This window comes from Micromonospora lupini (genome assembly GCF_026342015.1).
Classification (GTDB): Bacteria; Actinomycetota; Actinomycetes; order Mycobacteriales; family Micromonosporaceae; genus Micromonospora; species Micromonospora lupini_B.
Genome location: NZ_JAPENL010000001.1, coordinates 1,965,744 through 1,979,753, shown reverse-complemented (window position 1 = coordinate 1,979,753; position 14,010 = coordinate 1,965,744). Strand labels below are relative to the sequence as shown.

14 protein-coding genes are annotated in these 14,010 nt (G+C 69.0%); 7 read left to right on the top strand and 7 right to left on the bottom strand.

What is annotated here, in order from left to right:
- Window positions 1-125: 125 nt before the first annotated feature.
- The gene (locus OOJ91_RS08670; protein WP_266244122.1) at window positions 126-614 is read right to left on the bottom strand and encodes a hypothetical protein; all 489 of its coding nucleotides are present in this window, start codon (window positions 612-614) and stop codon (window positions 126-128) included.
- A gap of 193 nt (window positions 615-807) precedes the next feature.
- Here OOJ91_RS08670 and OOJ91_RS08665 point away from each other — a divergent pair, with 193 nt between their 5' ends.
- Genes OOJ91_RS08665 through OOJ91_RS08655 form a run of 3 tightly spaced genes read left to right on the top strand, consistent with a single transcriptional unit; the run spans window position 808 to window position 3,005 of the window.
- On the top strand, window positions 808-1,266 hold the full coding sequence (locus OOJ91_RS08665; RefSeq protein ID WP_266244121.1) for a MarR family winged helix-turn-helix transcriptional regulator: 459 nt from the start codon (window positions 808-810) through the stop codon (window positions 1,264-1,266).
- Window positions 1,263-2,681 carry an MFS transporter gene (locus OOJ91_RS08660; protein ID WP_266244120.1) on the top strand — a complete coding sequence of 473 codons (1,419 nt, stop codon included), beginning with the start codon at window positions 1,263-1,265 and terminating at the stop codon, window positions 2,679-2,681. Before OOJ91_RS08665 ends, OOJ91_RS08660 begins: the two co-directional genes overlap by 4 nt.
- Window positions 2,682-2,711: 30 nt before the next feature.
- Complete coding sequence (locus OOJ91_RS08655; RefSeq protein ID WP_266244119.1) at window positions 2,712-3,005, top strand: DUF1330 domain-containing protein; 294 nt, start codon at window positions 2,712-2,714, stop codon at window positions 3,003-3,005.
- A gap of 224 nt (window positions 3,006-3,229) precedes the next feature.
- On the opposite strand, the gene OOJ91_RS08650 is transcribed toward OOJ91_RS08655, so the two are convergent.
- Together OOJ91_RS08650 and OOJ91_RS08645 are read right to left on the bottom strand one after the other, a co-directional pair.
- Window positions 3,230-4,630, bottom strand: coding sequence for a poly(ethylene terephthalate) hydrolase family protein (locus tag OOJ91_RS08650; RefSeq protein WP_266244118.1), 1,401 nt, complete (start codon window positions 4,628-4,630; stop codon window positions 3,230-3,232).
- A 486-nt stretch (window positions 4,631-5,116) separates the two neighbouring features.
- Entirely contained in the window at window positions 5,117-5,317 is a 201-nt protein-coding gene (locus tag OOJ91_RS08645) for a hypothetical protein (RefSeq protein WP_266244117.1), read from the bottom strand.
- Between the two features lie 87 nt (window positions 5,318-5,404).
- Here OOJ91_RS08645 and OOJ91_RS08640 point away from each other — a divergent pair, with 87 nt between their 5' ends.
- Window positions 5,405-5,992 carry a hypothetical protein gene (locus OOJ91_RS08640; protein WP_323178471.1) on the top strand — a complete coding sequence of 196 codons (588 nt, stop codon included), beginning with the start codon at window positions 5,405-5,407 and terminating at the stop codon, window positions 5,990-5,992.
- A 74-nt stretch (window positions 5,993-6,066) separates the two neighbouring features.
- Here the strand turns inward: OOJ91_RS08640 and OOJ91_RS08635 are convergent, their stop codons facing one another.
- Both OOJ91_RS08635 and OOJ91_RS08630 read right to left on the bottom strand, forming a co-directional pair.
- The gene (locus OOJ91_RS08635; RefSeq protein ID WP_266244115.1) at window positions 6,067-6,432 is read right to left on the bottom strand and encodes a hypothetical protein; all 366 of its coding nucleotides are present in this window, start codon (window positions 6,430-6,432) and stop codon (window positions 6,067-6,069) included.
- Window positions 6,433-6,648: 216 nt separating this feature from the next.
- Window positions 6,649-7,317 (bottom strand): hypothetical protein, encoded by a 669-nt coding sequence (locus OOJ91_RS08630; RefSeq protein WP_266244114.1) that lies wholly within the window; start codon window positions 7,315-7,317, stop codon window positions 6,649-6,651.
- Window positions 7,318-7,379: 62 nt separating this feature from the next.
- Here OOJ91_RS08630 and OOJ91_RS08625 point away from each other — a divergent pair, with 62 nt between their 5' ends.
- The gene (locus OOJ91_RS08625; RefSeq protein ID WP_266244113.1) at window positions 7,380-7,742 is read left to right on the top strand and encodes a hypothetical protein; all 363 of its coding nucleotides are present in this window, start codon (window positions 7,380-7,382) and stop codon (window positions 7,740-7,742) included.
- Window positions 7,723-8,355, top strand: coding sequence for a hypothetical protein (locus OOJ91_RS08620; RefSeq protein ID WP_266244112.1), 633 nt, complete (start codon window positions 7,723-7,725; stop codon window positions 8,353-8,355). The genes OOJ91_RS08625 and OOJ91_RS08620 overlap by 20 nt, the downstream gene beginning before the upstream one ends.
- A gap of 66 nt (window positions 8,356-8,421) precedes the next feature.
- Here OOJ91_RS08620 and OOJ91_RS08615 read toward each other — a convergent pair whose 3' ends face one another.
- Both OOJ91_RS08615 and OOJ91_RS08610 read right to left on the bottom strand, forming a co-directional pair.
- Window positions 8,422-8,991: a hypothetical protein gene (locus OOJ91_RS08615; protein WP_266244111.1), complete on the bottom strand. Its 570-nt coding sequence runs from the start codon at window positions 8,989-8,991 to the stop codon at window positions 8,422-8,424.
- A gap of 17 nt (window positions 8,992-9,008) precedes the next feature.
- Complete coding sequence (locus tag OOJ91_RS08610) at window positions 9,009-10,724, bottom strand: hypothetical protein (protein WP_266244110.1); 1,716 nt, start codon at window positions 10,722-10,724, stop codon at window positions 9,009-9,011.
- A 145-nt stretch (window positions 10,725-10,869) separates the two neighbouring features.
- On the opposite strand from OOJ91_RS08610, the gene OOJ91_RS08605 reads away from it, so the two are divergent.
- Entirely contained in the window at window positions 10,870-13,968 is a 3,099-nt protein-coding gene (locus OOJ91_RS08605; protein ID WP_266244109.1) for a hypothetical protein, read from the top strand.
- Window positions 13,969-14,010 lie beyond the last annotated feature (42 nt).

The window sequence follows — 14,010 nt, the reverse complement described above, 5'->3', positions numbered from 1 at the left end:
TGAGGCTGAAGGGTTGTGCGCCATGTCGTTCGGCACCACCCCCGGTGCCTCGAAACGGGGGCGGACAAGCGAATCGGCGGTGACCGTCCGGGTGACGGCCACCGCCGATCGCGTGGTCGAACCGGTCAGGCGGCCGAGCAGGCGGTGTCCAGCTCCTTGATGGCGGCTTCCAGGGCCTTCTTGCTGGGCTTGGCGTCGGCGGACTTGTTGTACGCGTCGCTCAGGCCCATCATCTCGTTCTGGATTTTCTCGGAGGCGGCGTTGACTGCCTCGTTGGCACCGATCGAGTGCGCCAGGATCGCGACCGAACCGGCGGCCCACTGGGCACTGACCGCGAAGTGCCCAGCCGGCGGGCCGATCTTCTCGGCCTTGGTGATCTTGGCCGCGTTGTCCTTGATGTCCTTCTTGATGTCGGCGCAGGCCTTCACTGTGGCCGCGTCGTTGGCCGCGGCGCTTGTCGCGGTGGTGGCCGTACCGCCGGTCGGGGCGGCGCTCGAGGCAGCCGGGGACGGCGAGGTTGCGGTGTCCTCGGAGTCGGGCTGCGGATCGCAGCCGGACATCGCGATCGTGGCCGCAGCGGCCACGCCAGTCAGGACGAGTCGAGTTCGGTTCATCGATGTTTCCCCCATGATCTTCATGTTCGGCGCACGCTACCAGCCCCGGTCGAACCGGTGGGATCAGTTAATGGGCCGCCGAGCCCTGGGTCTGGAGCTGGATGCGAGGCGCGTCTCGACTGTGGCCGACGGTGCGCCGGACCCTGCTCGGGAGATGCATAAAGAGTTAATATAAATCTGCTATGCTTTCGCCGTGACTCACCGAGACGCCGCGCGCGGCGCTTCCGATGCCATCGGGTCAGCCCTCTACGGTCTGGCCACCAGGGCCGTGCGACGCCTTCCCCGCGACATGAGCCTGACGTCCGCCGCCACCCTGGCCACCCTGGACAAGACCGGCCCGCGACGGATCACCGATCTGGCCACGGCCGAGGGCGTCACCCAGCCCGCGATGACCGTCCTGGTCCGGGTGATGGAGGAATCCGGGCTGGTCGAGCGGACGGGCGATCCGTCCGACAAGCGGGTCACGCTTGTGTGCCTGACCGAGGCCGGCGCGTCGTACGTCCGGACGCGACGCCAGGCGGGCGTCGACGCGTACGCGCGGTTGATCGACGACCTCACCGTCGACGAGGTCGAGGCACTGGCAGCAGCCCTTCCGGCGCTGCTGCATCTGGCGGAGCTCGATAGCCACACCCGAGAGGAGTCCGACAGGTGACCGAGGCCCCGGCTCATGACCAGCCCGTGAGCAGTGCCCAGATACGTTCCGAGACACGTCTACTGGTCCCCGCCCTGCTGTTCGTAGCCCTGGTCGTGGCGGCGGTCGCCAGCCTCGGGACGCCGCTCATCACCAGCGTGGCGACCACGTTCCACGTCTCCCTCGACAGCGCGCAGTGGACGCTGACCATCGCCCTGCTCAGCGGCGCCGTCGCCACACCCGTTCTCGGCCGGCTCGGAGCCGGTCCGCACCGGCGAGCCACGATTCTCGGCACGCTGGCGATCGTCGTCGTCGGCAGCGCGCTCACCGTGCTGCCGCTGCCGTTCGCCTGGCTGCTCGTGGGCAGAGCGGCCCAAGGAGTCGGACTCGGTCTCACGGCGCTGATGATGGGCGTGGCCCGTGACCATCTTCCCGAGGAGCGCAGCGCGGCCACCATCGCCCTGATCTCGGTGGTCTCCATCATCGGAGCCGGTGTCGGCTACCCGCTGGCCGCGCTGCTCGCCGAGTTCGGCGGGCTGCGGGCCGCCTACGGCTTCGGCCTGCTCGTCACCGCCATCGCCTTCGTGACCGCGTGGCGCTCCATGCCCGCAGCTCCCGAAGGCCGCTCCGCTCACGTGAACGTGACCGGTGCGCTCGCCCTGGCGGGTGGACTGCTCCTCGTCCTGTTCCTGGCCGGCGAGAGGAGCCTGTGGAGCGAACACCTCGCCGTGGCGGTGACCCTTGCCGTCGCCGCCGTACTCCTGCTCTGCGTCTGGGCCGTCTCCGAACTGCGCACCACGACGCCCCTTGTCGACGTTCGGGCGGTACGGCATCCGGCGGTCGCCGGGGCGAACATCGCGATGTTCGTCGGCGGGTGCGGCATGTACCTCCTGCTCACGCTCATCACCCGCTACGCGCAGACGCCGCACAGCGCCGGGTACGGCTTCGGGCTGACGACCTTCGTGGCGGGACTGGTCCTCATCCCGTTCTCCGTGCTGGGGTTCCTCGCCGGCAAGCTCACGCAGCGGATCCGCGAACGGATCGACGGTCCCCTGCTCCTGGCCGGCAGCGCCACCCTCGTCGGCGGCGGGTTCGTCCTGTTCGCCACCGCCCGGTCCAACCTGCCCGAACTGCTCGTGGCCATGGGCGTGCTGGGCTTCGGCGTCGGCATCTTCTCGGCCGCCATGCCCGGCGTCATCCTGGCCGCCACCCCCAGGAGCGAGACGTCGAGCGCCATGAGCTTCAACTACGTCGTCCGCAGCGTCGGGTACTCCCTGGGCAGCGCCATCGGCGGTCTGGTCCTGGCCGGCGGCACCGCCACGGGCCGCCTCTTCCCGAACGACGACGCCTACACGACAGCGGCGGTGGTCGGCGTCGCCGCGATGGCGATCACGACGATGGTCAGCCTTGCCCTCGCCCGCCGGCCACGGATCTGACCACCTATTCCGAACACACAGGAGGTAAACATGGCCAAGGGCTACTGGGTAAGCGCCTACCGCACCATTTCCGACCCCGAGAAGCTGGCCGCCTACAACAAGCTGGCTGCTTTGGCCGTCCGGGCCGGGGGCGGACGGGTTATCGCCCGTGACGGCCGGGTCGTCGCACACGACGCCGGAATCGCCGGACGCACCATCCTGATCGAGTTCGACAGCTTCGATCAGGCGGTCGCCGCACGTGCGAGTGCGGCCTACCAGGAGGCGCTGGCCGTACTTGGCGACGCCGTCGAGCGCGACTTCCGCATCATCGAAGGCCTCGACTGACGATCGAGGCGGCGTTGCGACACTCGCCGTGGACCCGAAGCGGTCATGTCCAGCCGGTACGGATGCGGGAAAGCCTGGGCAGTGCGAGACGTGGCGAGGGCGGGCTCGGCGTGCTGCCGAGCCCGCCCGTTCGCACTCCGGCAGGTCTCAGGTGTGGTGGATCTGGCCCTGCGGCTCGTCGGTCTGCGCGTCCTCGATCGGGATGTCTAGGACGGTGACCGTGGTCATCGGGCGAGAGCGGCGAGCCGGAATTGTTGGTTGGTTTGTCCGTGGCAGTCGTAGAGCTGGATCTGGGCCCCGTTGGAGGTGCTCCAGACGTCGAGACACCGTCCGGACTGGACGCTGCTGATGGTGCCGTTGGAGTTGACGTTCCATTGCTGGTTGGTCTGTCCGTGGCAGGTGTAGATCTGGACCGCGGCGCCGTTGCCGGTGCCTGCGGCGTCGAGGCACATGGTGCCGTACACCTGTAGTTGTTTGTTTGCGGTGTAGGTCCATGCCTGGTTGATCTGCTGGTTGCAGTCGTAGAGCGTTACCCGGGTGCCGTTGTTGCGTGAGGCGTTGGGTACGTCGATGCATCGGCCGGACTGGGCGCCGACGATCTGGCTGGCGGAGGCGGGTGGGACGGTAGGCGAAGCGGTGGGAGTAGGCGTGTTGGTGGGGGTCGCCGTCGGAGTGGTGGGCGTCGAGGGCAGCAGTGGGCAGGTGCTGCGGTAGGTGACCACGCCGCTGGAGTCCAACAGAGGGCAGAGGAACTGGCTGTACCGGGTGTCGTTGTCGACGAACATCTTGACGAACGGCAGCATGGTCCGGACCAGCACCGGGTTCGACCGTCCGACCATGAACCCGTGGTCCGCGCCGGCGACCTCCAGGTAGGCGCTCTCCGTCGTTGCCGGGAGGCTGTTGTACAGGCCGGTGGCGTAGGACGGCGTGACCACCGTGTCCGCCTGCCCAGCGAAGATCATCGTGGGCACGCGGTCGTTGGCCAGGTTCGACGACGGCGAGTACGGCGCGATGCCGACCGCTGCCTTCAACGACGAGCGCCTGGTGGCCGCGCTCAGCGCGCCACCGCCGCCCATGGAGTGACCCGCGACCGCCAACCGGGTGGGGTCGACCCGGTCGCGTACCGGGCTCTGCTGCGTCAGGTAGTCCAGCGCGGCGAGCAACTGGGTGCCTCGCGCCGTGTCGAAGTCGTTGCGGCTGTTGGTCTCGATGCCGATCACGACGAAGCCGTGGGAGGCCAGCCACGGTCCCATCCAGGCCAGTTCGGCGGAGAACAACGCGGTGTAACCCGGCGAGATCGCGATGGCCCCGAAGGTGCCCTGGCTGGTGTCGGTCGGGTAGTAGATCCTGCCGCCGTTGAAGCCGTACCCGGTCGGGACGCTCACCGAGGTGTTGGCGAAGGGGCCGTTCACGGCCGTGACGCTGGTCCGGGTGGGATCCGGGCCCCGCTGGTACGGATTGTCGGCGGCCGACGCCGACCCGGTCGCGACAGTCATGGTGAACAACCCGACGGCGGCGGCGATCCCGGCCGCGGCGAGCGTGAACAGCCGTCTGCGCGAACGGAAGGGCAGTCGGTCGGCATGGGTGTTCCCCGAGGGTGGGGGGTGGTTGGCGTGTCCTCGCACTGTCGGTACCTCCTGGTGGTGGATGAGCGCGGGGCGGGCGGGCTCGGTCGTGTGCCGAACCTGCCCGCCCCGACGTTTCCGATCGTCAGCCTTGCAGCGTCAGCAGACCCGGCCGGTACGGCAGGCGGCCGTAGTCGCCGCCGGAGCGGGGAGAACGCCCTGGTGGTAGTACCGGCCGGACTGGGCGGCGGTGGCACCGAGAGTCGTCCCGGCGGCCTGGGCGAGATTGGGCAGCAGTGCTACGCCCAGGACCGCAACTATCGCGTCCGTTCCGGAAATCGTGAGTGTTCGGAGTCGGGTGTCCCGGTGGGACGGTCCCGGGAAATCAGGCCGATCCTCTGCTCGGCGGACGGGTGAGTGGGCCTGACGCCCGGGTGTGGTGCCTCCAGGGGGAAAGGATCTTGTTAACGTTCACACGTGTCGATGGCTCCCAGGCTGGCAGAAAATTCCAGGATTTTCAACCGGTAGTTTCGGGCCTGTTACGGCTCAGAACGGCGGGTTGTCGGCGCCGCGATAGAAGCCGATGTTGAGGTAGCGATGCCGGGGGTGGACCAGCACCAGCGGACCGCCCGGAGCCAGCACTGCCGGACGCGTCCACAGACCTGCCGCAGCGGTCGATCGCGAGGCACGCCCACGGTCGCGCGCCTTGTCGGCGGCCTCAACACGCATCCAGTAGCTGGATACCATGCGGATGTGTTGGGGTTGCGTCGGCCGCCGACGGGTTTGAGCAGACGGGCCCGTTCGTTCGTCAATAATCACGGAGTTTGGCTCGACGTGCCGCCGGTGAGTGAGTTTCGAGGCGCGTGGCAGGAGGCGCAAATTCCCAACGAGGTCATCGACCGCGCCGAGGCGTTTCAGGCCCGGTGGGGTGGCCTTGTCCTGCCGTCCGCGCCGGGTATGACCGAGGATGCCGCAGGCCCGCGAATGCTCCGTGTGGACACGCCAGAATGGGAAGACACGTTTGCTCCCCAGGGTTGGTTCTTCGAGGCCGGGCCGCAACGCACCGCTGTGCCGTATGCGTTCCTGATCGGCCCGGACGGAACGTTCGGTATCGCCGGTGGCGATGATGGGCAGTGGGTCGCGTTGCACCGCAGCATCGACGGCTGGGTTGAGGCCCTGGCTCTGGCGTACGCGGCGATGGACGTCGCGGACACGGTCACCAGGCTGACCGGTCCGGCCGTTGACCAGCTTGACCTGACCGCGATGCAACCGATCGCAGAGGTTGGTGGCATCACGAACGGCTGGTGGTACCGGCCGGGCCTGCTCGCTGCCGTGTACTCGGGTGAGCCGGAGCCGTCCGGGCTGTCGACCCACCGCACCGCCTACCTGTACGCCGGCAACATCGATGAGCAGTGGTTGTAACGCCTTTACATGTCGACACATGGGTGGGGATCGGGTGAGCAGCATCAGTGGCAGATCCGCGTACCTGATCTTGTTCAGGTCGGGCTTCCAGGTCTGCCTGCTTCCAGAGCTTCGGCACGGCGTGTCAGCTCTGCCGCGATGTCATCCCAATCAGGGCCGTGCAGCCAGAGGTTTTGCGCAGCCTCTCGCATCAGCGCAGGCTCACCGGGTCGCTGCAGAAGCACCAACCGATAGGCCAGGTTCCGCACCCATACCGGCAGGAGCCCGTCAACCACCTGCGGGCACAACTCGTGCAGCATGGCGAGGATCGACTCCGCGCCGGCGAAGGTCAGCTCTTCGATGAAGTTGTGCTCGGCGTGATCAGGGCGGCATGGCTGCGCAGCGGGTCGATACTCGTCACCGTAGAGGCACCGAGCGTGCTCCGTCAGAGTGCTGTGCATGCCTCGGACCCTACGACGCCACCACTCCCACCGTATTGACACGTTCGGGTTCGCCGATGAGGCCACCGCAGAGGATGCGCTGGTCGCGGCGCCGCTTGTGGGATCGGCATCTCAGCATCGGGACCGGTTACTGGTCCGACGGCGAAAATGCGTGACGTCATCGATGTCGGAAAGGCCGCCGTGCCGACTCAACGCCAGATGCGTACGCACGTCGATCTACTGATGTCGCCAGGCCGCGGCGCACGCTTCGATCCAGGTTTTGAGGTCGGGCACCTCATCGATCGTGAGCAGTGAGTACGGTGGGGAGCCCGCCACGGGGGTGACACCGGCAAAGGAGTGATCCGGCGCAAAGAGTAGTAGTCGGCCGTCTTCGCGATGCGCCAGGGTCAGGTTCCCATTGGCCTCCACCGCTGCCGCATAGTAGTCATCTGGGTCGATGGCAATCTGCAGACCGTCGTCTTCCCAGATCCACGCATAGTCATTGAGCACATCCGCGACCCGCACCTGCGTCGCCGCGGCCGTGAGCACCTCATTCTGGTTGGTCCACCAGGTAGACGGCTCGCCGAACCGTTCGACTATCCCACCGCAGGCCTTCCAGAAACTCTTGTGCGTCTGGACGATGTGGTCGCTGTCCGCATCGCGCGGTAGGTGGCAGAGCCATCCCCGCCGATGGCCAGATGGCCCCCATGCCAGCAGCTCGAAGGCGGTGTCTCCGACTGACACCGGCGTGACCGTGGCCGAGGCGAGCAACGCGGACAGTTCAGGCAAGCCAGCGATCGGCTTACGGGCCCAGGGCCGCGCCATGCCCACCTCAGCGCCTTCCCCCGGCCCGAGGAACCACGACACCTCATCGCGGAACTGCTTCCAGTCGCTCACGAGCCGCATGATCGCAGACCCTCGTACGCGCATGTTTGGCGAGGATGGTGGGGCAGGGTGCCTGTGTCTGGGTGATCACGGTGGCCCGGCCTAAGCTCCTGCGCGTGGGTTATTGGGGGACGATCGTTGTGGCGCGACCACAGGGGTTGCTGGTCGACCAGGACGGCATGAGTGGGTTCGGTTACCAGCATCGTTGGTTGCGCGATCTGGGCGATGGGTGGCAGCTGCTGGAGACCAGCGGGTGGAACGATCCGCCGGACCTGCTCGGGCCCTGTGGGGCGGTGGTGGCGTCGACAGGGCATCCGGTCTTCGCCGCGTATGTCAGTGACGGCGACTGCGCGGTGATGTGCACGGCGGTGCCGGGCGTCGTGGGGTCGTTGACCCACCTGTGGGATACCAGCGGGCCGTGCGGGGGTGTTCCGGCATCAGCCTGATGACTTGCCGGAGCCGATCGGCCGCACCGTTGACGATGTGGTGGCGGAGCTGACCGGCTGGTCCACCTCGGCTGGCTTGGGGGCGGATGCCTCGGCGCTGCGGGCGGTGCTCGACCATGACCACAGCGTGGTGTGGAAGCCGGCGGATGATCTGCTGTTCGACCTGGTGCAGGGGCTGGGGGTGGCCCGGATCGGCCGGACGATGCCGTGGGCGTTCCCGATAAACCGTCGACCGTTCACCCTGATCGTGGACCTCATGGGCCTGGCAAGCAGAGCCCGGTCGCGGGCGGTGTACCGGCGGGCCGAGGAAGAGGACGGGGACTCGCCGGAGCCGGCGCAGCCGTGGGAGGGGGCCGCGATAGAGCTTGAGGAAGAGCTGTGGGCGTCGCTGTACCGCACGGGCGTGGACATGGTGGCGTTGGCGCGCCAGGTTGTCGGGGTTCAGGCGGCCTACGACGAGGCCAGTGGGGACCGGGCAGGGCGAGCAGCGGTGGACCCGGATCGGTTGTTCGAGTCGCTCTTCGCCGGTCTGGTGGACGGCAGCCTGCAACCGGACGATCCGGAGGATTCTGGCCGTCGTTGGGCCGATGAGCGGGCGACCAGTGCGGACTGAGGCTCCTTGAGCAGCCCTAGGTGCAGGCAAGCCGGCAGCCCCCGACGTCGGCCTCGTCCGGATGACTCAGGGACGAAGGGCGCGGAGAAACACTTGCAGCATCGTCTCCACCTCGGCGGCGACAACCGCCGATTCCGACCGAAGCCCGGCGACCGTTGAGGCGTCGAAGTCTCCTTGGAGCTGGCGGATGCTGGACTCCTGTGCAGCGATGTCGAGTTCCTCCAGCCGGGCGGTCAGGCCATCACCCCTGATGTACACGTCGATCGCGGCGGCGATGTTGAGTGCGCCAGAACATACCCAGTTGGCTGCGTCGGGCGAGCCGTCAGATCGCGCGCAATCGAGGGTGTAAGCGACAAGGGACAGGGCATCGGCCACCCAGTAGTCCGGGTCCTGGCCATCACCAACCTTGGGCACCAGCGCGTCGACACGCTCGTAGGCCGTCGTCAGCCGGCCGTCGTCGACCGTCCCGAGGTGATCGGTGATCAGGTCGATGTACTCGACAGCGACCGTTTCCAGGTCAGGGGTGATCGCCGTCAGTACCGGCACGTAGCGCAGTGCACAGCACGCTCCGTGTACCGCCCTCGCCGCCCGGGGAAGCTCCGCTAGGCCATGGGCCAACTCGGTGTAGCCGGTCACCTCAGGCCCTCTCGTGTTCATTCGGTCCAGAAGGTTCTGATCCGCGACTTGTATCGCGTACCGCTGCGGAACTCAGCCGGGCCGATCGTGAGTCCCTCGACGTTCTCCAACTGCTCCATGCACGATACGTCGCAGTTGGGTGCCTCACCGGGTTGACATACGTTGCGCTGCGCTGCGCCCTCGACTATGTACCAGTTGGCGTTGTGCTTCAGCCACTGAATGATCGACGCCTCAGCGTGGCCCGGGTATTCAGCGACCTCCATGCCCCCCAGGTCAGCGTCCGTCCACTCCCTCGGCCTGCTCGGGGCTTCGGTCGCGACGATCGTCTTCGTGCCGCCACCGCTCTTCTGGGCCACCTTGGCCACGGCGACGGTGCCGTTCTGGCACTGTCGCTGCTGCCTCTTGCTCGCGAGCCGTTCGGCGTCGGCTCGTGCTGCTTCCGCACCGGCCTTGGAGCCCTTCACCGGATAGCCGCAGCCCTGACCGGCCCGACACCTGGCCAGTCGTCCATCGACGGACCGGTCGCGGCGCAACTGCTTCGTGATCGCGGTGACGTTGACGTCCGCCCGCGCGATCACCATGATGTTCGCGTTCACCGGCCAGGTGCAGACGCCGCGTTTGTTGCACCGCGGCAGGACCAGGCGCACGACGCACGACATGGACGTCGAGGAGTTGACCGCCATGGTTTTCGAGTCGGTGCAGGTCGCCGCGTTCGACGGCCCGGTCACGAATGCCGTCATGTCGGCTCGCACCGTGCCGGTCGCACCGGCACCCTGGGCGGCCGTCAGTGTGTTGGCGACGTTGGCGCGCACGGTGCAGGCGCCGCTGCCGAACGGACAACTGATGCCGCCAGTGAGCGTGGCATTGAACTTCACCCGCGAGTCGACGGCCTTGCCGAGCTCGCGTTTCGCCTCGTTCTCGACATCGTCGTAGAAGCCGTCGAGCGCCGACGGGTCCATCTCGCCGAAATCAAGGCTGTCGTCGGACGGGTCCCGCTGCGCGACGCGGAACGCCGCACCGCGCACCGCCCCTCGCGTCGCACGATTAGCGGCTTTGATACGCGGGTGCTCGACCTTCAGCAACCGGTACGGACTGTTCGACGTAACGTGATAGATGGTGGATCCGACCGTGACGGCCGTGCTCTGCTGCTGGCCGACAGTACCGTGCCCCACCGCGGTGACGCCCGTCTGTCGTAGCTGGTCGCGGAACTGCCCGGCGACGTTGGCGGGGCGCAGCGTGACGCCGGGATCGCCCATCACCCGGGCGTCGATGGCGACCCAACTCCTGGCGAAGCGTTTGGTCAGCTCGGCCTTGATCTTCGGGTCGCCCGCAGGCTGCGCGGACGCGGCGGACTTCCAGAACGCCTCACCTGCGCGAATGAGCGTTCGGTCCTGCAGGGCGAGGATCCGCAGCGTCGCACCGGAGTCACTCATCGAGCCGTACGCCACGCCGCTGCCGGAGACGCGCAGATCGACGTTCGCGGTTCCGGACGGATTGTCGAATGCTCCCTTGTAATGCAGCCCAGGCGAGGCTTCGAGCCGGTCAAGCGCGTTGGTCAGCGCGACTGCGGCACCTTCCTCGGGCGACGGCGGCGGGGTCGTGGCCTCGTTGTCCGGCTCCCGGTCACCGCCGAAAGTGCATGCCGACAACAGCAGTAACAAGCCGAGCAGGACCGCAATGGACGCCCGCCCCACTGCGACGAAGCTTCGACTCACCGCGGTGAATCTGTTCATAAGCTGAGAGTGCCGTGCGGTGTCAACGGCGCAATACCTATTTCCCGCGATGCACGTCCAGGAGAAGTTCCCGGTAGCCGATGACGCTCACCGCCAGCTACTGCACGTCGAGGGCGGAGGCCGGTGCGGCCACTACCATGCGAGCGTGGCTCATGTCCCCCAGGTTCGCCGGCCGTACCCGCTGCTCGTCGCCGCGGTGGTCCTGTTGGCGCTCGGCGCGGCCACGGCCTGGGGGGTCGGCGACACGCTGGGGCTGAGCCACGCCGCCGCCGTCGTGCCGCGCGAGGACGCCGTCGCCGCGCCGGCGCGGACGCCCGCGCCGGTCCCGCCGTTGGCGTCCCTCGTCGTGCCCGACGAGCCGCGCCTCAGGAAGGCCGCAGCCGCCGTCGCCGACGCGATCGTCTTCCGCGGCCTGCCCCGGCCGGTGCTCGCCCCGGCCGCGTCGAGCCCGGCCAGGTCCGCGACGGCCACGCCGGGCACCGGCAGGGCGCGCGTCGCGGCCCCGGACCTGTCGGCGGTGAGCACGCTACGGGCGGGCGTGCTGGCCACCCTCGGCGGAAAGCCCGAGTCGTACCGGCTCGACGTGCGCGGCACCGAGCTGGCCGTCCAGGGCGGAGACGTCGCGGGCGTGGCGGCCGGGATGTACCGGCTGGCCGACCGGATCCGCTCCGGTGCCGAGGCGCTCCCCGCGGCGGATGCGGGTCGGGTGGTCATCCCCCGGCTCGGCCTGCGGCTGACCGACGCGGGTTCGGTGGGGCGCGAGCCCGACCCGGCCGTCTTCGCCGCCGGCGACGACTATGGCCTGAACACCGACGTGGTCGGGTCGGCGGTGCTGCCTCGCGCGCCGTGGGTGGACGCCGACGCGGTGGCCCGCATCGACGCGCAGTTTCGGCAGTTCGTCGACCACTCGGTGGCGCAGGGATTCAACGGGATCGTCGTGCCCGGCTTCCTGGAGTACGTGACGTTCGCGAAGGTCGGCGACGGGCGCGCGGTCTACCGGCCCGGAGACCCGCACGTCGACCGCGCACGGGCGATGGTCGCGGCGTTCGGCCCCGTCTTTCGGTACGCCGAGGACTTGGGCATGCGGGTCTTCCTGCTGACCGACATGCTCGCGGTGTCACCACCGTTGGAGGCGTACCTGACGCGGACCGTCGGCGACCTCGACGCGGCAGACCCTCGGCTGTGGGCGGTCTACCAGGCCGGCCTGGCCGAGCTGTTCGAGAGCATGCCGTTCGTCGACGGCCTGATGGTCCGCGTCGGCGAGGGCGGCGAGGTGTACGCCGGAACCGGCTGGGACTACTCGTCACGGCTCGCGGTCACCACTGAGGCGTCCGTACGCGCGATGCTGCGCGCGCTGCTGGACACCGCCGGCCCAGCCGGGAAGGAGATCATCTTCCGGACGTGGACGGTGGGCGTCGGCGCCGTCGGCGACCTGCACACCAACCCGGCGTCGTACGCGAAGGTCCTCGGCGGGCTCGACGACCCGCACCTGATCGTGTCCACCAAGTACACCCTGGGCGACTTCTACAGTCACCTGCCACTGAACACCACACTGCTTGGCGGCGGGCACCGCCGCATCGTCGAGTTCCAGGCCCGGCGCGAGTTCGAGGGGTTCGGCTCGCTGCCCAACGACCTCGGCCCGCTGCACCGCGAGGCGCTGCGCGCATTCCTCGCCGCCAACCCGAACGTCGAGGGTGTCTGGAACTGGACCCAGGACGGCGGGCCGCTGCGCGCCGGGCCCATGTCGCTGTACCTGCGCGCCGGGTTCTGGCAGCTCTACGACCTCAACACGTACGCCGTCGGCCGCCTGGCCTGGGACCCGAACGTCGACCCGGCGCAGGTCACGGCGGACTGGGCGTACCGCACGTTCTCCGGCGATCCGGCCACCGTCGCCGCGATCGGGCGGGCCATGGCGCTGTCCCGGCAGGCGGTCACCAAGGGTCTCTACATCGGTCCGTACGCCGACAGGTCGGTGCGGGCGCTCGGGCTGGAACCGCCGCCCATGATGTGGATCTTCGAGTGGGACATCCCTACCGGCGACTCCGCCGCGCTGGACAGCATCTACGCGGTGACCGGCGGCCGCGTCGACGAGGCGATCGAGGAGGGCACGCAGGCCGTCGTGCTGGCCCGGCGCATGCGCGACCTGATCGCCGCGACCGACCCGGCGACCTGGCGGGACGCCGAACTGCGCGGACGCTTCACCGCGACTCTCGACTACCAGGTCGACCTGTTCGAGACGCTTGGCGCGTACCGGACCATGGTGCTGCGGCACGCGCAGTGGCTGGACACCGGCGCCCCGGCCGCCCGCCACGACTGGCGGTTGGCCGCGGCGGCCTACCAGGGCGCGCGCGACGCGCACCGGCAGCGCTACGGCGCCGACCTGGACCTGCCCGCGTACAACTTCACCGCCGCCGACCTCGGGGCGCGGCGTGCCGACCGGGACCCGGCGATGGCCTGGGCGGCCCGGGTGACGCTCGGGTCGATCCTGCTGGTGGTGCTGCTCGGCCTGTACGGGCGCGGGTTCGGCGCGGCCGCCGCGCGGGGGCTGCTGCTCGGCGCGCTCCGGCCGTGGCGGGTCGCCGCGCTGCCGACGCCGACGACGCGGGCGGACCGGGTGTTGGTGTGGCTGGTCCCGGCGGTGGTGCTGGTGGCGAGCCGGCTCGTGTTGACCTGGTTCGCCGCGCCGGCGCACCTGCTGGTCACCCTCGGTGGGTGGGCGCTGTTCGCCCTCGTCGTACGCCTCGTCGTCGGCCGCCGGGATCCGTTCCACCTGTGGGCCGTGGTCGGCGGCGTCGCGCTGCTGCGCAGCGTGCTGCTGCTTGCGGCGCTCGCCGGGCGCGGACCGGGCGGTTACTGGTTCGTCTTCTGGACCGCGCCGAATGCGCGCGCGGCGTACGTCACCGTCGCGTTCGCGGCGTTCTGCTGGCTGTTCGTGGTCGTCGCCGTGGTCCTGCGCGACAGGTACGGCCTGCGCCGCCGAAGCGCCGTCGGGCTGACCCTCACGGCCGCGGGCGTGCCCCTCGGCGTGCTGTCCGCGCTGGTCTCGGTGGTGGGCCTGGAACGCGCGCTGACGGTGTGGAACGACCAGCTCGCGCTGCTGCCCTGGGGCCTGTCCCGCATCCTGGGCATCACCGTCTACCTCGGCATCCCCGCCCGACTCCCCGCATACACCGCCGTCGCCGGAGTCGCCTTGGCCGCCGCCGGCCTGCTCCTGACACTCGGACGCCACCGGCAATCCGCCTGACAGCCCTCCCCAATCTCCGTCGAGGACACCGTCAGGACCGTG

Excerpts from the sequence above, each read along its gene's own strand:
- OOJ91_RS08635 (WP_266244115.1), bottom strand. The coding sequence starts at position 6,432 with ATGCACAGCACTCTGACGGAGCACGCTCGGTGCCTCTACGGTGACGAG.
- OOJ91_RS08670 (WP_266244122.1), bottom strand. The coding sequence starts at position 614 with ATGAACCGAACTCGACTCGTCCTGACTGGCGTGGCCGCTGCGGCCACG.
- OOJ91_RS08610 (WP_266244110.1), bottom strand. The coding sequence starts at position 10,724 with ATGAACAGATTCACCGCGGTGAGTCGAAGCTTCGTCGCAGTGGGGCGG.
- OOJ91_RS08645 (WP_266244117.1), bottom strand. The coding sequence starts at position 5,317 with ATGGTATCCAGCTACTGGATGCGTGTTGAGGCCGCCGACAAGGCGCGC.
- OOJ91_RS08630 (WP_266244114.1), bottom strand. The coding sequence starts at position 7,317 with ATGCGGCTCGTGAGCGACTGGAAGCAGTTCCGCGATGAGGTGTCGTGG.
- OOJ91_RS08655 (WP_266244119.1), top strand. The coding sequence starts at position 2,712 with ATGGCCAAGGGCTACTGGGTAAGCGCCTACCGCACCATTTCCGACCCC.